Below are 18,234 nucleotides of genomic sequence, written 5' to 3' on the forward strand. Positions count from 1 at the left end.
AACGCGGTCCATCCCGTCCGGGTAGGTTTGTCGTGTCGCGGCGGTTTCATGGCTGCGCGGGCCCGCCGACAACGTGGTCGATCTGAACTCCGAACCTTTCACCATGTCGTCAGGGGGCGACTCATCATGGAATTCATCGCGCCGGTCGATGCCGTCTTCTTGCTCGCCGAGTCCCGGGAACAGCCGATGCACGTCGGTTCGCTGCAATTGTTCGAGCCGCCCGAGGACGCCGGAGCGGACTTCGCCGCTCTAGTCCACGCCGAACTACTCCGAAGCGCCGACGTTGATCCGACCTTTCGCAAGCATCCCGCAACCATCTTCGGGTCGCCGCAGATGGCGTGGACGCATGCCGAGCACGTGGAACTGGACTATCACGTGCGGCGACTGGCCGTGCCCGCGCCGGGCCGCATGGACCAGCTCGTGGAGCTGGCCTCCGGCCTGCACAGCAGCCTGCTGGACCGGCATCGTCCGCTGTGGGAGTTCCATCTGATCGAGGGACTCGCCGACGGCAGGTTCGCGCTGTATTCGAAGATGCATCACGCGTTGATCGACGGCGTCTCGGCCCAACGCCTGCTGCGGCGCACGCTGACCAGCGATCCGTCCTCCAGCACCACGCGGGTGCCGTGGCATCTGCCCCGGGGTAGGCGCAGGAGGGAGTCCGGCGCGGCCGGTCCGGCGCGGAACCTGGTCTCCGCGGCCGCCTCCGGCGCGTCGGTGCTGCGCGCCGCGCGCACCGCCCTGACGCGGCAGCAGCTGACCCTGCCGTTCACGGCCCCGCGCACCATGTTCAACGTGCCGATCGGCGGCGCGCGCCGTGCGGTGGTCCGGTCCTGGCCGCTGGAGCGGCTGCAGCAGGTGAAGAAGGCGTCCGGTTCGACACTCAACGATGTGGTGCTCACCATGTCGGCGGGCGCGCTGCGGCGGTACCTGATCGAACGGGACGCGCTGCCGGACAAGCCGTTGATCGCGATGGTGCCGATGTCGCTGCGCGCGGAGGACGACGACGAGACCAACGGGGTGAAGGTCGGGGCGGTGCTGTGCAATCTCGGCACCGACATCGCCGATCCGCTGGACCGCCTGCGGGTGGTTGCCGGGTCGATGCGCGACGGCAAGGACGTCTACAGCACGCTCTCGTGCAACCAGACGATGGCGCTGTCGGCGCTGATGCTCAGCCCGCTCGCCCTCAATCTCGTGCCAGCGCTGATTTCGCTGACCAATCCGACCTTCAACATCGTGATCTCGAACGTGCCGGGGCCACGCGAGCCCATGTACTGGAATGGTGCGCGGCTGGACGCGAGCTATCCGCTGTCGATCCCGTTCGACGGCCAGGCGGTGAACATCACGCTCACCTCCAACGCGGGCAACCTCGATTTCGGCGTGGTCGGCTGCCGCCGCAGTGTGCCGCAGTTGCCTCGCCTGCTCGATCACTTGGAGGAGTCGCTCGCCGAACTGGAGCGGGCCACCGCTTGACGGCAGCGCATTCCCCGGAAAACTAGAACGTGTTACTGTCGATGCATGGTGCAACGGCCGGTCGAGGAAGCCGCAGCCGCTTCATGGCGATATGCGCGGCTCGCGGTGGACTCGATGCGCGGCGGCCCGGCCGCACGGCGCGCCACTTATGCAACTCGTTCTAGTACATCTGCGCCGCGCCGTTCGCGGCGGAGCAGTTAGGGAGACCAGCACGCCATGCGTACCGAAATCTGCGAACGGCTCGGGATCGAATTCCCCATCTTCGCCTTCACCCACTGCCGCGACGTGGCGGCCGCGGTCAGCAACGCGGGCGGACTCGGCGTGCTCGGCGCCGTCGGCTTCACCGCCGAGCAGCTCGAGGTCGAGCTGGCCTGGCTGGACGAGCACGTGCAGGGCGTATACGGCGTCGACCTGGTGATTCCGTCCAAGTACGAGGGCAAGGGCATCGATGACCTGAGCCCCGAGGAGCTGGAAGCCAAGCTGGCCGAACTCGTCCCGCAGGGGCACCGCGACTTCGCCGAGAAGATTCTCGCCGACCACGGCGTGCCCAAGCTGCCGGAGAACGAGCACCACAACCAGTTGCTCGGCTGGACGGCCACCACCGCGGGACCGCAGGTGGAGGTGATTCTGCGGCATCCGAAGGCGAAGCTGGTCGCCAATGCCCTCGGCACCCCGCCGGAGGACGTGATCAAGCAGGTGCAGGACTCCGGCAGGCTGATCGGCGCGCTGTGCGGTTCGGTCAAGCACGCGCTGAACCACAAGCGCGCGGGCCTGGACTTCGTGGTCTGCCAGGGCACCGAGGGCGGCGGGCACTGCGGCGAGGTGTCCTCGATGGTGCTGTGGCCGCAGGTCATCGACGCCGTCGGCGACCTGCCGGTGCTGGCCGCGGGCGGCATCGGCAACGGCCGCCAGGTGGCCGCGGCGATGGCGATGGGCGCCGCGGGCGCGTGGACCGGTTCGGTATGGCTGACCGTCGAGGAAGCCAATGTGCCGCCGGCTCAGATGCAGAGCTACATCGACGCGAGCAGCCACGACACCGTGCGTTCGCGCGCATGGACCGGCAAGCCCGCCCGCATGCTGCGCAACGACTGGACCGAGGCGTGGGAGCAGGCCGAGACCCCCGACCCGCTGCCGATGCCGCTGCAGATGATGGTCGCGCTGGACGGGGTGAAGCGTGGTCACCGCTATCCGGAGGCCGCCAAGGACGTCAACTTCAACCCGGTCGGCCAGATCGTCGGCATGATGAACCGCGTGGAGCGCTCCGCCGACGTGGTCAACCGGCTGATCCAGGAGTACGTCGAGGCGTGCGAGCGCCTCAACAAGCTCAACGGCGGGATCTGAGTCGGGCGCCGGTCCCGGCCGCGATGCCGCGCGGATTTCCCGTGCGGCATCCCACGGCGAGATTCTCAGCGGCCGGGACCCACACCCGTTGCTTCACTTTGTCTGAGACAAGACTGTTCACCGAACTCAGCGGACAGGCGGATCTGGGTGGACCGAGCGAACAAATCCGCACTGGCCTCCTCGACCCGTCCCAGACGGATTGTGCAGCGTACGAAAATCAGGCGGTGGCAGCGTGGGACTCGTCGGCGCCGTCCACGACCCCGGCCACCAATTCCTCGAAGCGCGCGATGACCTTCTCGTGGTACATACCGAACAGATCCTCGAACAGCGCCAGCTGCGCCTCGCTCGGCCCTGAGCCGGAATCCCACACCGCGGCCAGCGCCCGCCAGACCAGGACGTGCAGGTCCGCCGCACCCGCGAAGTACGATTCGACCGCCTCCGGCACCTCGAGCACCATCTCGCCGATCGAGTTCAGAATCGCGCGCTGCATGGGGAGTCCGAGCACGGTCAACAGCCTGCGCACGAGCGCGACCTCGAGGGCGAGGAGCTGCCGGAAGTCCGGATCGGACTGGCGCGCTATCGATTCGAGTTCGTCGATCGCGTTCTTCAATTCGGCCGAATCGATCCGATGTTCGCCACCCGTATAGCTGAGCAGCGCCTCGAGCACGAGATTGCGCTCGACGTCGACGATGTCGCGGAACATCTCTATCGCGATGTCCGGCATGGGAATCGAGAACCGGAACAGCTGGCGGTACACGTCCACTCCGCCGGCCTCCCGGACGTCGCGGATCGTGAATCCTTTGCCGCGCCTTGCTTCGACGAAGCCGTACGACTCCAGCCGGCCCAAGGTCAGCTGCGCGGTAGCGCGATTCATCTCGAATTCCTCGGCGACCTGACGCACCGACGGCATGAGATCCCCCGGCTGATATTCCCCCGCGGCAACCCGGCGCGCCAGCTCGTCGGCAACGTCGGCGACCACCGTCTGGGATCCCATCGAAGTCACCTTTCGACTACTTTCGAACACGTCCCAGACAGTCTAAGCCCTACTGTCCGGTACTGCACCTGTGTCACACTTGTGCGCGCGACTGTGAGGTGAGGCATGACCATCCGGCCCATCGGAGAGCGTCCCGAGGAGGGGTCCACGGGCAAGCGATCCCGCCTTTTCGCGTCGCGGTCCCATGGTAAACCGCCTGTTCACGGCGCTGTGCGCGGCGCCAAGCTCGCCGCGCTGCCGGTGGCGTTCGCCGGACGACAGGCTGCGGGCCTGGGCAAGCGGGCGCTCGGCAGATCGGCCGAAGAAGTCAATCGCGACATCCAGCTGCGCACCGCCCAGCACATCTTCGAGGTGCTCGGCGAGCTGAAGGGCTGCGCCGCCAAGCTGGGGCAACTGCTGGCCATCTACGAGCTGGCGCTGCCGCGGGAGGTGGCCGAACCGTATCGGATCGCGCTCAGCAGGCTCCAGGATGCCGCGCCCGCGATGCTGCCGCACACGGTGCACGCCGCCATGGCCGAAAGCATGGGCGCGGACTGGCTTTCGCGCTTCCGCGAATTCGACGACCGGCGCGCCGCGGCCGCCTCGCTCGGGCAGGTGCACCGCGCGGTCTGGCACGACGGCAGGACGGTCGCGGTCAAGGTGATGTACCCGGGCGGCAGGCAAGCGGTGGCGCGCGATCTGGACCACCTGCGCCGGATCTCTTTTCTCGCAACGGTGTTCCTGCCCGGCGCGGACGTGAAAGCGGTGACCGAAGCGATCTGCGCGTCGGTCGCCGGGGAACTGGACTACGCGGCGGAGGCCGCCCACCAGACAGCTTTCGCCGCGGCCTATGCCGGCGATCCGGACTTCTACGTACCGAATGTCATTGCGCAGCACGGTGATGTACTCATCAGCGAATGGATCGAAGGCACGCCGGTACCGCGCGTCGTCGCCTCCGGCACGCAGGCCGAGCGCGACCGCGTCGGCATGCTCATGGTCCGTTTCGTGACCTCCGGCTGGGGCCGGCACGGATTGCTGTACGCCGATCCGCATCCGGGCAACTTCCGGGTGTTGTCCGACGGCAGGCTGGGCGTCATGGATTTCGGCGCGTGCTGCGCTTGGCCGCCAGCGGGTTTCGGCGAGCTGACGCTCGACTGCTGCAAGGCGATCTTCCGAGGCGGACCGGGAGATCTGGCGGCGGCCACGCGCAGACACGGTTTCGTGGAGAACGGGCAAGCCATCGACAGCGACGCGCTCTACGCCGCGATAACCCCGTGCGGTGAACCCTTTCGCCACGAGACGTATCGCCTGACCGCACGCTGGTTGCGCCGACAAGTGTTGCGCACCACCAATCCTCGGTTGAGCAACGTGGTGCGGCAGATGACGATGCCCGCCTACTTCACGCCGTTCGCCCGCTCCTTCCTCACGCTGGTGGGCGTGCTCGGCCAGCTGGAGACCGAAGGCCCGTATCGCGACGAAATCGTGCGCTGGATACCGGAATTGAGCGAAGCGCTCATCCCGGAGGAGAACACGGAGGCCATCGCGCCCACGGTGGACCTTGGCACCGCTCGGAGACGGCGAGCCGAGAAGAGCAAGCGCGGGATGCCGATCGCGTGAACCCGGTTCTGCTGACTCGCAGGCGGATTCGCTGATCTATCAGCACATATGGTGCCATCGAGCCATCGCGCCACCCTTTGTCTCAGACAGCGGATCGCGGCGCCAGCCACGTGCGCCACTGCGGAGCGATGAGTGCCGCGAATTCGTCATAGCCCGCGGCCCCCGGATGCGCCCCATCGCCCGCGCGGACCTCGGCGGCCCACACCGCATTGGCGCGCAGCGCTTGGTGCACGCGCACGTACGGCACCTCCGATCGGGCGCAGACCTGCGCGAATCGCTCGTCCAGCGCGGCGGTGCGGGCGTTGTGCTCGTCGTCCGCGATCGGCGGCGGGGCGACCATCAGCACCGGCCATCCCCGCTCGGCCGCCTGCGCGAGCAGTTCGCCCAGATTGGCCACCGACTCGTCAGGGGGCACCCGCGGACCGCCGTTCTCGTGCATCGCGTCGTTCACGCCGAACGACAGCACCACCCTGGCGTCCGCGCCCTCCGGCAGGCGGGGCGCGCATTCGGCTCGGAAGCGCCGCAGGATCGCGGCCGAGGTCTCCCCGCGGACCCCGAGGTTGTAGGCGGTCAGCGCGACGCCCTGCGCGTGCGCATCGGACGCGAGCCTGCCCGCCCAGCCCAGGCAAGCCGGGTCGCCGACACCGGCGACGAACGAATCCCCGACGAAACACACACGCAGATCACGGCTCACCACCTGATCCTGGCAGCGCGGAGACCGGCCCGCGAATGCCGGGTGCGGGCAATATGATCACGGAGGTTCGACCGGGAGGGAGTAATGGTGACAACCGAGCCGGAGCTTGCGACACCGCCGGTTCCGCAGTGGTTCGCGCAGTTGTTCGCCCACCGGCGCTGGGTCCGGCGCAGTCTCCCGTTCCCGCACGTCTACGCCCGCGACGTCTTCGTTCCCGAGTTCTATCAGCGGTTGGCCGACGAGTTCGAGCGGCTTCGCGGGGAGCGCTCCGGCCTGTTAGGGACCGTCGCCGATGGTTACAGCGCCGACGGCATCCGGTTCTCCGACCTGCGCGGCGGACCGCTCGCGGTGTTCGCCTCGCGCGAGTGGCACGACTTGGTCGCCCGGCTCGGCGGCGTCGAGGCCACCGGCGACGTCGAAGGGTCGATTCACCATCACGGACCGGGCAGCCCGTTCGGCTGGCCGCACAACGACCTCAACCCGGCATGGTTCCCCGGGCCACCGCCCGGTCCCGGCGAAGTGCGCTTGCCCGACGGCGCCGTCCACACCAAGACCGGAGCGCGCGATCCAGGCGTCGTCGCGCGCGAGACCGTGCGCGCCGTGGCGGTGCTGTTCTATCTGGGCAATCCGGGGTGGGAGCCGGGCGACGGGGGCGAGACCGCACTGTACGAACACGTCGCCGACGGAGCCGAACTACCGTCGGTCGCCCTCGTGCCGCCGCTGGACAATTCGCTCGTGCTGTTCGAGGTGACCCCGCGCAGCTGGCACAGCTTCGCGGGCAACAACATCAGAGACCGCAACAGTGTGGTGATGTGGGTGCATCGCACCAAGGCGGACGCCGAACGGCGCTGGGGAGGAGACAAGATTGTCCACTGGTGAACGCCGCGTCTGCCTGCTCACCGGCGCGAGCGGCACGCTGGGCGACGCCTTCTGCCAGGCCTACCATCGCGGCTACGACATCCTCGCCGTGTGCCGCACCCGCACTCCCGCGGTGCCGTCACAGCTGGAGTGGTACGTCGATCCGCTGGCGCCGGAGGCCGCGGTGCCGGAAAACGATTCCCGCGTGTTCGTGGTCCGATCCGACCTGACCCAGCCGGGCGAAGTGGAACGGGTCGTCGACCTGGCGCTGGCCCGGTTCGGCCGGGTCGACCTGCTGGTGAACAACGCGGCGCACGTCCGGCCGCACCCGCGCGGCATCGTCGACGGCGACGCGGCGCTGGACGACTTCGATGCCCACTTCGCATTGAACGTCGCCGTACCACTGCGTCTTTCGGCGCGGCTGGCACAGCGGTGCTGGCTGCACGCGGGATCCGAGAATCGCGCGCGCAACCGGAACATCGTCAACGTCTCGAGCATCTCCGGCTCGGAGGTCTACCCGGGACAGACTTTGTACTCCGCGTCGAAAGCCGCGCTCAACCAGCTGACCCGCAATCTCGCCGCCGAGTTCGCCGAGTTCGGCGTGCGGGTGAATGCCATCGCGCCCAACACTTTTCCCGTCCTGGTCCCCACCGAGCAAGTCGCGCGGGCCATCGTCGAACTGGACGCGAGCGACCGGTCCGGTGGGGTGTACGGGGTCGGCGTCGGGCCGGAGCCGGTGGACGGCCTGTCCCTGCGGCTCACCGACGCCGAGCCGTAAGGACCGGCCTATTCGCTCGGCGTCAGCCCGGTGGCCTGCTCGGACAGCGTCCACAGTCGTCGCGCGAGATCGGCGTCGACCGCCTGCTTGTTGCTCGGCGGCTCCAGCTCGAACCGGTGGAAGTACTGCCCGTTGATCGCCGCGCCGTCGGCGGTGGTGGCGAGGTGCACCAGCGGCTGCGCGCCCTTGTCCGGTTGGATGAAGAACGGGCGCGCCAGCGGGGACCGGATGAACCAGCCGAGACCCAACGGGGCGTTGTCGTAGACGTGGGTGGCGACCGCGCCGGGATGGAAGGCCGCGGTGGTGATCCCGGTGCCCTCGGTACGGCGGGCCAGTTCCCGGGTGAACAGGATATTCGCCAGTTTCGACGTGCCGTACGCGCCGAGCTGGTTGAACGAGCCCGTCGCCGCGTTGGCCGTGTCCAGGTCCAGCTTGGCCATCCGGTAGGTCATGCTCGCGGTGTTCACCACCCGGGCCTTCGAGTGGGCCAAGCGCTCCAGCAGCAGGTTGGTGAGCAGGAACGGCGCCAGGTGATTGACCTGGAAGGTGAGTTCGTTGCCGTCGTCGGTGACCGTGCGCTTGGGCCACGCGCCGCCCGCGTTGTTGGCCAGCACGTCGATCCTGGGATACCGGTCGAGCAGCTGGTCGGCCAGCTTGCGCACGTCGTCGAGCCGGGCGAAGTCGGCGACGAACGGCTCCGCCCCTGCCTTCGCCGCCACCTCGGCGGTCCGCTCCGGTGACCGGCCGACCACCGCGACGCTTGCGCCGCGGGCCGCGAGCATCTGTGCCGCGGCGGCGCCGATACCGGAGCTCGCGCCGGTCACCACCACCGTCTTTCCGGTGAGGTCCTTGTCCTGTACCTCGTCCTGCGCTGTCATCGCTGCCTCCCGAGCATCGTTTAGGTGACCCGATCGTCTTCGGCTCGCGCGTATTCGGCAAGCATCGACGCGCCCGCGTAGTGCTCGGCGATCTCGTCGCTGGTGGTCAGCCACACCCCCGGGTGGTCGGCCACGTAGTCGAGCGCTTGATCCAGGTACTTGATCCGGAACGCCTGCCCGATCACGAACGGGTGCAGGGCCAGCGCCATGACACGCCCGCTGCCCGCCGACTCCGCGTAGAGCTGGTCGAGCTGATCGCGCACGATCCGCACGAAGTCCGGTCCGCTGGTGGCCTTGCCCAGGAACAGCGTGTTGTCGTTGAGTTCCACCGAGTAGGGGACGCTGAGCATGCCGGGCACCGACAGGGGATAAGGCTGGTCGTCGTTGGTCCAGTCGAGCACGTAGCCGAGGCCGAGTTCGGCCAGAAGCGACGGGGTCAGGAACGACTCGGTGAGCGCCGGTCCCATCCAGCCACGCGGCCTGCGGCCGGTCGCTCGTTCGATGGTCGTGACCACGTCGGCGAGGTAGGCGCGCTCCTCGTCCGGCGGAAGGTCGGCCTGGAAGACCGAGTTGTTCTTCCCGTGCGCGAGCCACGCCCAGTTCCGCCGCACACCAGCCGCCACGATCTGGGGATAGTGTTCGGCCACATCCGAGTTGAGCAACGCGCTGGCCCGGATGCCGTGCCGGTCGAGCACCTCGATCACCCGCCAGATGCCGACGCGCGGCCCGTAGTCGCGCCACCCGTAGTTCAGCGGGTCGGGCGCGAGGCCGGCGGTGCCGGGGAAGATGCTCGTGGAGGGGCGGTCCACCTGGTAGTGCTCGACATTGAGCCCGAGATAGAACGCCACTCGGGCATTGCCGGGCCAGCGCAGCGGCGGGCGGTCGACGATCGGGCTGTAGCCGAAGAGTTCGTTGTCCATGCCCTCATGCTCGAACTTGACACTAGTGTGAGGATCAACCTCGATCTCGAGTGATGTCCGGCACAGCGCCTCATCGATCCCGGCAGCGGCTGGGTTCTGCCGAGTTCACGCCGCGCATCGGCCGGTATCGTGCAGCGAACGCGGCAACTGATTTCGTACGCACATGGGTAACTCGCCGGGCACGCACAGAACAGGAGTGGCACCCCACGCAGGACCTGCACGCAATCCTGCGCCACCTGAACAGTACGGCCTGAAGACCCGGAGAGGCGGAACAGCATGCGAGTGGACGGGCGGGAGATCCCGGTCACGGGCAACCTGCTACAGCCGCTGATCCGGCGGACGAGCGACATCATCCGCGTCGTTCTCGCGGCGCTGTGGGTGGCGGTCGTGATCGCGGCGTCACTGATCACCCGCCCGGAATGGCTGGCGCTGGAACGCTCGGTCTCCAACATCGTCGGTTTCCTCAATCCGCACCAGTCGAACCTGGTGTATCTGGTCTACGGCATGGCGATTCTCGCGCTGCCGTTCGCGATCCTGATCGAACTGATCATCGGCAGGCAGTGGAAGCTGCTCGCCGGTTACGCGGCGGCCGGTGCGGTCGCCGGACTGCTGCTGTCCATCACCGGCACCGGACTGTCCGCGCCGAAATGGCATCTGCAGGTGCCGGACCGGTTGGACACCTTCTTGTCCCAGTTCCTGGACGACCCGCGCTGGATCGCGATGATCGCCGCGATGCTCACCGTCGCCAGCCCGTGGCTGCCCGTCCGGCCGCGGCGCTGGCTGTGGTTCCTGCTGCTGGCGTTCGCGCCGATCCATCTCGTGGTCAGCACCGTAGTGCCCGCGCGGGCGATGTTCGGACTGGCGGTCGGCTGGCTGGTCGGCGCGGTGATCGTGCTCGTGGTCGGCACTCCCGCGCTGGAGGTCCCCCTCGACGCGGCCGTCCGGGTGCTCGCCGGACGCGGTCATACAGTCACCGGATTCACCGTGGTGCATCCGGCGGGCCGGGGGCCGTTGATGCTCGCCGCCGCCGTCGAAGGGCCGGAACGCGAACTGACCATCGAGATGTTCGGCAAGAACCAGCGCAGCTTCGGCGCGCTACGGCAGTTGTGGCGCTGGCTGACATTCCGCTCCAGCGAGACCGCGGCCATCCACGGTTCCATGCACCGCGTGGTCGAGCATCGCGCCCTCATGACGATCGCCGTGGGCGACCTGGGATTGGGCAGCAGTACGCCCGTCGCGGTCGCCGCGCTCTCCCGCGGCTGGATGTTGTACGCGCACACCCGGCCCCGGGGCGTGCCGATCACCGATCGGTCCGCCGACGCGCTGCCCGGGGTGTGGCGAGCCCTCGACACCTTGCATCAGAAGCGGATCTCGCACGGCGACCTGCGGCCGATCGACATCCGCGTGGACGACGGCGTCACGTTGTTCGGCGGCTTCGGCAACGCCGAGTACGGAGCGTCGGACGCGCAACTGCAATCCGATATCGCCCAGTTGCTGGTGACCACCACCGCGACCTTCGGCAAGGAGCCCGCGGTGTGCGCGGCGATCGACACCCTCGGCGAAGCGCGGGTGCTCGCCGCGGCCAGCCGGTTGACCAAATCCGCCGTACCGGCCGGGATCCGCAAGGCGGTGCCGGACTGGAAGGCCGCGCTGTCCGCCGCCCGCGACGAGGTGCGCAAACAGACCGGGCAGAATCGGATCGAAGCCGAGCAGATCACCCGGTTCTCCCGTAACCAGATCATCCAGCTGGTTCTGCTGATCGCGCTGGTGTACGTCGCCTACCCGTTCATCAGCGCGGTGCCGACCTTCTTCACGCAGCTGCGCACGGCGAACTGGTGGTGGGCGCTGCTGGGGCTCGCGGTCTCGGCGTTGACCTATGTCGGCGCGGCGGCGGCGCTGTGGGCTTGCGCGTCCGGCGCGGTCAGCTTCCGCAATCTGGTGATCATGCAGATCGCCAACACTTTCGCCGCGACGACCACGCCCGCGCGGGTCGGTGGGCTCGCGCTGAGCGTCCGCTTCCTGCAGAAGGGTGGCGTCGGCGCGGTGCGCGCCACCGCCGCGGTGGCGCTGCAACAAGCGGTGCAGGTGATGACGCACGTCAGCCTGCTGCTCGCGTTCAGCATCTTGGCGGGTACCTCGACGGATCTCTCGCACTTCGTCCCGGACGCGACGGTGCTGTATCTGCTCGCCGGTGTCGGCGTCGGCATCGTCGGCACGTTCATGTTCGTGCCCAAACTGCGCCGGTGGCTGAACAACGCGGTGCGCCCGCAACTACAGGAAGTGCTCGGCGAGCTGGCCGTGCTCGCCCGCGACCCCAGGCGCTCGGCGGTGATCGTCCTCGGCTGCGCGGCGATCACCCTCGGCCTCGCGGGCGCGCTCTGGGCCAGCGTCGAGGCGTTCGGCGGCGGCACCACGTTCATCACCGTCACCATCGTCACCATGATCGGCGGCACGCTGGCCTCGGCCGCGCCGACCCCGGGCGGTGTCGGCGCGGTCGAGGCCGCGCTGATCGGTGGTCTGGCCGCGTTCGGCCTGCCCGCCGACATCGCGGTGCCCTCGGTGCTGCTCTACCGCGTGATCACCTGCTGGCTTCCGGTGTTCTGCGGCTGGGCCACCATGCGCTGGCTGACGAAGCAGGACTTGATCTAGGCATACGCCGACGGACGGACTTCCTACGGCTTGGTAGCCAGCAGGACGCCGGTCGCGGGGCGCACCGTGACGAACTCGACGTCCTCGAATCCATTCGCGCGCAACATATCCCGGTATCGGCGGATATCGACTCCGGCCATGGGATCACCGTGGTCGTGACCGGTGTCGTGGGTGCGGTGGGCCGCGAACCGCGCCATGACGCGCACGGCGGCGGAGCGCAACGGGTCGGTCGGATAGGTGTCGGCGAGCAAGAGCCGGCCCCCGGGTCGCAGCACTCGGAACATCTGCGCGACGGCGTCGCTTCGGCGGGGGGCGGGGATGTGGTGCATCGCGAAGGTCGAGGTCACCAGATCCGCGGACGCGTCGGGCAAGGGAAGCGCCTGCGCGGTACCGAGTTCGAATCGGCAGTTCGCCAGGTCGCGGGAGCGCGCGGTGGCGTAGTCGATCATCTGCGGCGACGGGTCGACGCCGGTGACCCGGCCGGTGCGGCGCGCCAGCATCAGGGCGAGGTCGCCCGGGCCGCAACCGATATCGATGACGTCCGCGCCGGGCACCGGGCGGGCCAGTTCGGCGAGGCGGCCGTTCAGGCGATCTCCCCGGTCGAGCAGGAAAGCGGCCTTGAACGCGCGGTAGCGGCGCGGTTGGGTGAGCAGGACGCCGACCTCGGCGTGCGAAGCGATGGCAGACTGGGGTTCGTTTCCGGACATGAGTTCAGGATCGGCCCACGAGGCACCGTCGACCAGGGGCAATGCTTCGGGATCCGTCCGGAACCGGACGCATACGAGACATTTGTGCGGGAGGCATCGTGCCGGAAGAACAGGACAGCGCCGATCGCCGGGTCCGGCGTACCAGAGCCCTGCTGCATCGGGCGCTGATCGAGCTCATGGTCGAGCGCGCTTACGACCGGATCACCGTCCGCGACATCCTGGCTCGCGCGGACGTCGGGCGGTCGACGTTCTACGCGCACTACCGGGACAAAGACGATCTGCTGTTGCGCAGCAGCACCGATTACCTGCGCGCGGCCCTGGCGGCGGCCGAGACCGGCGCCGAAGGACCCGACCTGCTGGCGCCGGTTCGTACGCTGTTCGAACTGGCCGCGGGTAATCCGGAGATCTACCGGGCTCTGCTCGGCCGCAAGAGCGGCACCGTGCTGCTGCGCACCACCCGGGTGATGGTCGCGCAGATCCTCGCCGAGCGGCTGCGCGACCGGCTGGCGATGCCGGAGGAGGAGTTCGCGACCACCGTGACGTTCCTGTCCTGGGGCGTCGTCGGCCTGCTCGGCGCGATCGCGGAGGGGCACCCACCGCTCTCGGCCGAAGAGGCGTACCGCCGCTTGGTGCGCTTGGTCGGCCCGGGCTTGAGCGACGGGGTTTGACGGGCCGTCGCCGCGCGGATTCCCGGACGCGGACCGCGGATCAGCGCGAGTTCATGCGCTCCACCGCGTCGGCGGCCCGCACGCTGCCCGCGGTGACGAGTTCGAGGTTGGCCAGCGCGGCTTCGTGCGCTTCCGGGGAGGCGGCGGCCACGCAATCGGCCACCGGGTGCACGGTGAACCCGAGATCGGTGCCGTGACGCGCGGTCTGCTCGACGGTGAGATTGGTCGCGACGCCCGTGACGAACAGCGTCTCGATACCCTGATCCGCCAGCCACTCCGGCAGTTTGCTGCCCGCGAGACCGGACAGCTTCTGGTTGTCGAAGACTTCCGTCGGCTGCGCCGCCATCTCCGGAATGATCGCCGCGCCTGGCGAATCCGGCCGGAACTCGGTCTGCGCCGCGCCGACCGAGCGCATGAATCCGGTGTTGCGCACCAGCTCGCCTTCCCCGACCGGGATGGTGAACCGGGTGAAGATCACCGGAATTCGCGCCGCCAGCGCCGCGGTGTGGAAATCCGCCGCCCGCGCCACCACGCCCGTGGTTGCCACGGGCGCGGCCAGCATGGGGCCGAAAAAGCCTTCCGGCCGAATGACATTCACCTGCCAGTGCAGCGCCAGCACGGCGGCGCGGATGCGTCGGGTCGCCATACGACGACCTTACGCATCCGCGCCCGGGTAAATCGTCCGATTCACGTGAAACGAACACAGCGCGCGCTCAGGACGAATAATCCTTGCGCAGCTGGACTTTCACCACCTTGCCGCTCGCGTTGCGCGGCAGCTCGGCCAGCAGCACCAGGTCCTTGGGGTGCTTGTAGCGCGCCAGGTTCTCGTTGAGGAACGGCTCCAGCTCGGCCAGGGTCAACTCGTCGTCCGGGTTGTGCAGCGCGACCACCGCGACCGGCACCTCGCCCCACTTCTCGTGCGTGCGGCCGACCACCGCCGCCTCGCGGATCTTCGGATGCGCGAACAGGACGTTCTCCACCTCGGCGCAGTAGATGTTCTCTCCGCCGGAGATGATCATGTCCTTCTTGCGGTCGACCACGTAGATGAAGCCCTCTTCGTCCTGGCGGACCAGGTCGCCGGAGTGGAACCAGCCGCCCGCGAACGCCTCGGCGGTGGCCTCCGGCTTGTTCCAGTAACCCTGCATGAGCGTCGGGCCGCGGTAGACGATCTCGCCGACCTCACCGGGTGCGACGTCGTTCATCTCCTCGTCGACGATGCGCGCCTGAATGGTCGGGATGGGCTTGCCGACCGAGCCGAGCTTGCGGATCGCGTCCTTGCCCTCCAGCACGCAGGTGATCGGCGACATCTCCGTCTGCCCGAACACCGCGACGTTGAACGCGTTCGGGAAGCACTCCGCCATCGCGCGCAGCACGGTGTCCGAGGCGGGCGCCGCGCCCCAGCTGAGCGCCTCCAGCGCGAGCTTGCGATCCTTCACCGTCGGGTGGTCGCAGACCAGCTGCCACTGGGCGGGCACGCAGAAGGCGGAGGTGGCCTGCTCCTGCTCCAGTGCGTCCAGGAACTCACCGGCGTCGAATGCGCCGAGCGGATGCAGCACCGTTTTCGCACCGAGCAGGAAAGCCGGGGCGAGACTGCCGAGGCCCGCGATGTGGAACAGCGGCGAGGTGCACAGCCCGATCGACTCCGGCTGCATCGCCAGCGCCCGGATGCAGGTCAGCGCCTGGGCGTTCATGTTCGCGTGGGTCAGCACCGCGCCTTTCGGGCTGCCGGTGGTGCCCGAGGTGTACATGATGAGGCTGGGGGTGTCCTCGGGGATGTCCAGCGGGGTGTGCGGCTCACCCGGCTCGGCGAGCAGGTCGTCGAAGCCGATCACGCCGTCGCCGGACGCGCCGCCGATCACCACGCAGGTCTCCAGGGTGGGCGCCTGCGCCCGCACGGCGGTGGCCAGCGGCAGCAACACGGTGTCGGTGACGACCGCCTTGGCTCCGCTGTCGCTGACGATGTAGGCGACCTCCGGCGGCGTCAGGCGGAAGTTGACCGGCACCGCGATCGCGCCCAGCGCGTTGATGCCGAACACGGCTTCGAGGTACTCCGGGTAGTTCAGCGCCAGGATCAGCACCCGGTCGCCGAACCCGACGCCCCGGCGGGCCAATCCGTCGGCGAACTTCAGCGACCGCTCGTGCAACTGCCGCCAGGTGGTGTCCACGCCACGGAATCGCAGCGCGACCGCGTCCGGGCGCATCTGCGCGTGCACGGCGAGCTGGTTGTTCCAGTGGTTGCGCCGCGACCTGATCGGTTCGTCGAGCGCTGCTGCCCCGGTGGTCATTGCCACGAACTCCTCTCGGACCGTCATCGGCCCGCCGGGTTGTCCGACGGCGGCGACGGGCTGAATCGCGTGCAGAATAGCAACTAACTTATCCGACCAGCAAGGGATAGCGAGATGAATCGGGGTTAATCAGCCCCGGCCGGGTGTCGAGCCCGGCGGCGCGCCTTCTAGCAGGCTATACGATCTCATCGCAGTCGCGGCGCCGCGCGGACAATGCCGGAAAAGATCATCAAATATGCGAACCTCGGCTCACTTATGAGTTGAATGCGAGGCGATCCTCGTGTCACCATCGACCTCAACGGGCGAACCGGCACGCCCGCGCGAGGTATAGGAGAAGCGCAATGCTGCGGACCAGGTTCACTGAGAAGTTCGGAGTGAAGCACCCGATCGTGCAGGGCGGCATGATGTGGGTGGGGCGGGCCGAACTCGTCGCGGCGGTCGCCAACGCGGGCGGGCTCGGCTTCATCACGGCCCTGACCCAGCCGACCCCCGACGACCTGCGCCGCGAGATCGCGCGCACCAAAGAGCTGACCGACAAGCCGTTCGGCGTGAACGTCACCATCCTGCCGTCGATCAACCCGCCGCCGTACGCGGAATACGTGCAGGCGATCATCGACAGCGGCATCAAGATCGTCGAGACGGCGGGCAGCAACCCGGAGCCGTTTCTGCCCTACTACAAGGACGCCGGCATCAAGGTGCTGCACAAGTGCACCAGCGTGCGGCACGCGCTGAAGGCCGAGCGGATCGGTGTGGACGGGGTGAGCATCGACGGCTTCGAGTGCGCGGGCCATCCCGGCGAGGACGACGTTCCCGGCCTCGTGCTCATCCCCGCCGCCGCCCGCGAACTGACCATCCCGATGATCGCCTCCGGCGGGATCGCCGACGCCCGCGGCCTGGTCGCCGCGCTCGCCCTCGGCGCGGACGGCGTCAACATGGGCACCCGGTTCCTGTGCACGCAGGAGTCCTCGATCGATCAGAAGGTCAAGGAGAAGATCGTCGCGAACTCCGAGCGCGACACCCAGCTCATCTTCCGCACCATGCGCAACACGGCGCGGGTCGCGGACAACGAGATCAGCCGCAAGGTCGTCGAGATCGAGAAGTCCGGCGGCACGTTCGACGACGTGCGGGATCTGGTCGCCGGAGCGCGCGGCCGCCGGGTGTTCGAAGAGGGCGATCTGGACGCCGGCATCTGGTCGGTCGGCCTGTGCCAGGGCTTGATCCACGACATCCCGACCTGCGCCGAACTGATCGGCCGGATGGTCACCGAGGCCGAGCAGCTGATCACTGCGCGCCTCGCCGAAACCGTGGTGGTCGGCTGACCGGAGTTACCTGGCCGCGCGGGCGGTGACGGCCGCGTAGTCGTGGCTCGCGACGAGTTCGATGCCGTCGGGCAGCGCGTGCAGGCGGTGGATGGTGGCGAAGGCGGCGTCCCGGTCGGCGTCGAACAGCTTGCCGGGCATCGGCGCCTTCTCCCGCAGCAGATCGACCTGCAACTTGCTCCAGACGGCGTCGCCCGCGAGCAGCACCCGACTGCCGTCGTCCACCGCCAGCAGCACACCGATGCTGCCCGGCGTGTGGCCCGCGAGATCGACCAACAGCACCGAACCGTCGCCGAACAGGTCCTTGCTGCGCGGGAAGGTCAGCACCGGCGGGCCGTCGAGGTCGAAGCGGTCGAAGCCGCGTCCACGCAGCGGGCCACGCGCCACACCGGCGGGCGCGTGCGGGCCGCCCATCGCCCAGTCGTACTCGGCTCCCGGCAACCGGATCTCGACCGATGCGGGCAACTCGAGCAGGCCCGAGACATGGTCCCAGTGCAGGTGGGTCGGCACCACGAAATCGATGTCCTCGCCCGCCACGTCGTGCGCGGCGAGCGCGTCGGCCAGACCGAGCACCGGCTTGTCCGGCGCGACGAGCAGCGGCACCGGGAAGGGGAGTTCGGGCAGCACGCGTTCGTGCACGCCCGCGCACAGGGCCGGATCGACCAGGAAACGCGCCTTCGGATGCTCGACCAGGAACGCCGCCATCGACAGCCGCATCTCCCGTAGGCTGCGCACGCCCTCGGCCACGATGGTGGTCGGCGCGGACATGGTGGCCTGGGTCAGCACGGTCAGCTCGACCGTGGCGCGCGCGGGGGGCGGCGCCAGCACTTCGAGGTTCGCCAGCAGGGTGGTGTCGGGGCGGCGCGGCCGCAACAACCGGCCCGGCGTGGCCGCCAGCGCGGCGCAGCAGCGCAGCAGGACGGGCAGAGTCGGTGTGCGCTCGGCGCGGGTGGCGGCACCGCTGTCCGGTTCGGTCACGGTGCCACGGTATGCGATCACCGCCGGTTCGCGAAAGAGCCGGGCTGGCAGCGGATATGCGACCTTGCCCAGGACGATTTCTCCGGCATAATCGCGGGG

The 18,234-nt window shown here is 68.7% G+C and carries 16 protein-coding genes; 8 read left to right on the forward strand and 8 right to left on the reverse strand.

All coding sequences use genetic code 11. The features are described 5' to 3' along the window. The first annotated feature begins 126 nt into the window (after window positions 1–126). Together ON29_RS29145 and ON29_RS29150 are read left to right on the forward strand one after the other, a co-directional pair. Window positions 127–1,470: a WS/DGAT/MGAT family O-acyltransferase gene (locus tag ON29_RS29145; protein ID WP_040871231.1), complete on the forward strand. Its 1,344-nt coding sequence runs from the start codon at window positions 127–129 to the stop codon at window positions 1,468–1,470. A 216-nt stretch (window positions 1,471–1,686) separates the two neighbouring features. Then, a complete protein-coding gene (locus ON29_RS29150; protein ID WP_040871232.1) occupies window positions 1,687–2,811 on the forward strand; it encodes an NAD(P)H-dependent flavin oxidoreductase in 1,125 nt (374 codons plus the stop codon). A 217-nt stretch (window positions 2,812–3,028) separates the two neighbouring features. On the opposite strand, the gene ON29_RS29155 is transcribed toward ON29_RS29150, so the two are convergent. Then, window positions 3,029–3,805: a GntR family transcriptional regulator gene (locus ON29_RS29155; RefSeq protein WP_040871233.1), complete on the reverse strand. Its 777-nt coding sequence runs from the start codon at window positions 3,803–3,805 to the stop codon at window positions 3,029–3,031. A gap of 105 nt (window positions 3,806–3,910) precedes the next feature. Here ON29_RS29155 and ON29_RS29160 point away from each other — a divergent pair, with 105 nt between their 5' ends. Beyond that, window positions 3,911–5,401: an ABC1 kinase family protein gene (locus ON29_RS29160; protein ID WP_245549223.1), complete on the forward strand. Its 1,491-nt coding sequence runs from the start codon at window positions 3,911–3,913 to the stop codon at window positions 5,399–5,401. Between the two features lie 82 nt (window positions 5,402–5,483). On the opposite strand, the gene ON29_RS29165 is transcribed toward ON29_RS29160, so the two are convergent. Beyond that, window positions 5,484–6,095: a DUF459 domain-containing protein gene (locus ON29_RS29165; RefSeq protein WP_040871328.1), complete on the reverse strand. Its 612-nt coding sequence runs from the start codon at window positions 6,093–6,095 to the stop codon at window positions 5,484–5,486. 84 nt (window positions 6,096–6,179) lie between these two features. On the opposite strand from ON29_RS29165, the gene ON29_RS29170 reads away from it, so the two are divergent. After that, window positions 6,180–6,974, forward strand: coding sequence for a 2OG-Fe(II) oxygenase family protein (locus ON29_RS29170; RefSeq protein WP_051175690.1), 795 nt, complete (start codon window positions 6,180–6,182; stop codon window positions 6,972–6,974). Beyond that, window positions 6,961–7,731, forward strand: coding sequence for an SDR family NAD(P)-dependent oxidoreductase (locus tag ON29_RS29175; RefSeq protein WP_051175691.1), 771 nt, complete (start codon window positions 6,961–6,963; stop codon window positions 7,729–7,731). The genes ON29_RS29170 and ON29_RS29175 overlap by 14 nt, the downstream gene beginning before the upstream one ends. A gap of 8 nt (window positions 7,732–7,739) precedes the next feature. Here ON29_RS29175 and ON29_RS29180 read toward each other — a convergent pair whose 3' ends face one another. Both ON29_RS29180 and ON29_RS29185 read right to left on the reverse strand, forming a co-directional pair. Beyond that, entirely contained in the window at window positions 7,740–8,609 is an 870-nt protein-coding gene (locus ON29_RS29180; protein ID WP_040871236.1) for an SDR family NAD(P)-dependent oxidoreductase, read from the reverse strand. A gap of 20 nt (window positions 8,610–8,629) precedes the next feature. Continuing rightward, window positions 8,630–9,529, reverse strand: a complete 900-nt coding sequence (locus ON29_RS29185; protein ID WP_040871237.1) for a polysaccharide deacetylase family protein — start codon at window positions 9,527–9,529, stop codon at window positions 8,630–8,632. Between the two features lie 276 nt (window positions 9,530–9,805). Between ON29_RS29185 and ON29_RS29190 the strand changes: the two genes are divergently transcribed. Next, complete coding sequence (locus tag ON29_RS29190; protein WP_040871238.1) at window positions 9,806–12,178, forward strand: lysylphosphatidylglycerol synthase transmembrane domain-containing protein; 2,373 nt, start codon at window positions 9,806–9,808, stop codon at window positions 12,176–12,178. Between the two features lie 23 nt (window positions 12,179–12,201). Here the strand turns inward: ON29_RS29190 and ON29_RS29195 are convergent, their stop codons facing one another. Next, window positions 12,202–12,885, reverse strand: a complete 684-nt coding sequence (locus ON29_RS29195) for a class I SAM-dependent methyltransferase (RefSeq protein WP_063825387.1) — start codon at window positions 12,883–12,885, stop codon at window positions 12,202–12,204. A gap of 98 nt (window positions 12,886–12,983) precedes the next feature. On the opposite strand from ON29_RS29195, the gene ON29_RS34090 reads away from it, so the two are divergent. Next, the gene (locus ON29_RS34090; protein ID WP_051175695.1) at window positions 12,984–13,553 is read left to right on the forward strand and encodes a TetR/AcrR family transcriptional regulator; all 570 of its coding nucleotides are present in this window, start codon (window positions 12,984–12,986) and stop codon (window positions 13,551–13,553) included. A 40-nt stretch (window positions 13,554–13,593) separates the two neighbouring features. Here ON29_RS34090 and ON29_RS29205 read toward each other — a convergent pair whose 3' ends face one another. Then, a complete protein-coding gene (locus ON29_RS29205; RefSeq protein ID WP_040871240.1) occupies window positions 13,594–14,199 on the reverse strand; it encodes a cysteine hydrolase family protein in 606 nt (201 codons plus the stop codon). A gap of 67 nt (window positions 14,200–14,266) precedes the next feature. Beyond that, window positions 14,267–15,838: a fatty-acid--CoA ligase FadD5 gene (gene fadD5, locus ON29_RS29210; protein ID WP_040871335.1), complete on the reverse strand. Its 1,572-nt coding sequence runs from the start codon at window positions 15,836–15,838 to the stop codon at window positions 14,267–14,269. A gap of 341 nt (window positions 15,839–16,179) precedes the next feature. Between fadD5 and ON29_RS29215 the strand changes: the two genes are divergently transcribed. After that, window positions 16,180–17,157 carry an NAD(P)H-dependent flavin oxidoreductase gene (locus ON29_RS29215; RefSeq protein WP_174371877.1) on the forward strand — a complete coding sequence of 326 codons (978 nt, stop codon included), beginning with the start codon at window positions 16,180–16,182 and terminating at the stop codon, window positions 17,155–17,157. Window positions 17,158–17,163: 6 nt separating this feature from the next. Here the strand turns inward: ON29_RS29215 and ON29_RS29220 are convergent, their stop codons facing one another. Continuing rightward, complete coding sequence (locus ON29_RS29220; RefSeq protein WP_174371878.1) at window positions 17,164–18,135, reverse strand: MBL fold metallo-hydrolase; 972 nt, start codon at window positions 18,133–18,135, stop codon at window positions 17,164–17,166. Window positions 18,136–18,234 lie beyond the last annotated feature (99 nt).

This window comes from Nocardia exalbida NBRC 100660, from assembly GCF_000308575.1.
GTDB classification, from domain to species: Bacteria; Actinomycetota; Actinomycetes; order Mycobacteriales; family Mycobacteriaceae; genus Nocardia; species Nocardia exalbida.

Excerpts from the sequence above, each read along its gene's own strand:
- ON29_RS29145 (WP_040871231.1), top strand. The coding sequence starts at position 127 with ATGGAATTCATCGCGCCGGTCGATGCCGTCTTCTTGCTCGCCGAGTCC.
- ON29_RS29150 (WP_040871232.1), top strand. The coding sequence starts at position 1,687 with ATGCGTACCGAAATCTGCGAACGGCTCGGGATCGAATTCCCCATCTTC.
- ON29_RS29155 (WP_040871233.1), bottom strand. The coding sequence starts at position 3,805 with ATGGGATCCCAGACGGTGGTCGCCGACGTTGCCGACGAGCTGGCGCGC.
- ON29_RS29160 (WP_245549223.1), top strand. The coding sequence starts at position 3,911 with ATGACCATCCGGCCCATCGGAGAGCGTCCCGAGGAGGGGTCCACGGGC.
- ON29_RS29170 (WP_051175690.1), top strand. The coding sequence starts at position 6,180 with ATGGTGACAACCGAGCCGGAGCTTGCGACACCGCCGGTTCCGCAGTGG.
- ON29_RS29180 (WP_040871236.1), bottom strand. The coding sequence starts at position 8,609 with ATGACAGCGCAGGACGAGGTACAGGACAAGGACCTCACCGGAAAGACG.
- ON29_RS29185 (WP_040871237.1), bottom strand. The coding sequence starts at position 9,529 with ATGGACAACGAACTCTTCGGCTACAGCCCGATCGTCGACCGCCCGCCG.
- ON29_RS29190 (WP_040871238.1), top strand. The coding sequence starts at position 9,806 with ATGCGAGTGGACGGGCGGGAGATCCCGGTCACGGGCAACCTGCTACAG.
- ON29_RS29195 (WP_063825387.1), bottom strand. The coding sequence starts at position 12,885 with ATGTCCGGAAACGAACCCCAGTCTGCCATCGCTTCGCACGCCGAGGTC.
- ON29_RS29205 (WP_040871240.1), bottom strand. The coding sequence starts at position 14,199 with ATGGCGACCCGACGCATCCGCGCCGCCGTGCTGGCGCTGCACTGGCAG.
- fadD5 (WP_040871335.1), bottom strand. The coding sequence starts at position 15,838 with ATGACCACCGGGGCAGCAGCGCTCGACGAACCGATCAGGTCGCGGCGC.
- ON29_RS29215 (WP_174371877.1), top strand. The coding sequence starts at position 16,180 with ATGCTGCGGACCAGGTTCACTGAGAAGTTCGGAGTGAAGCACCCGATC.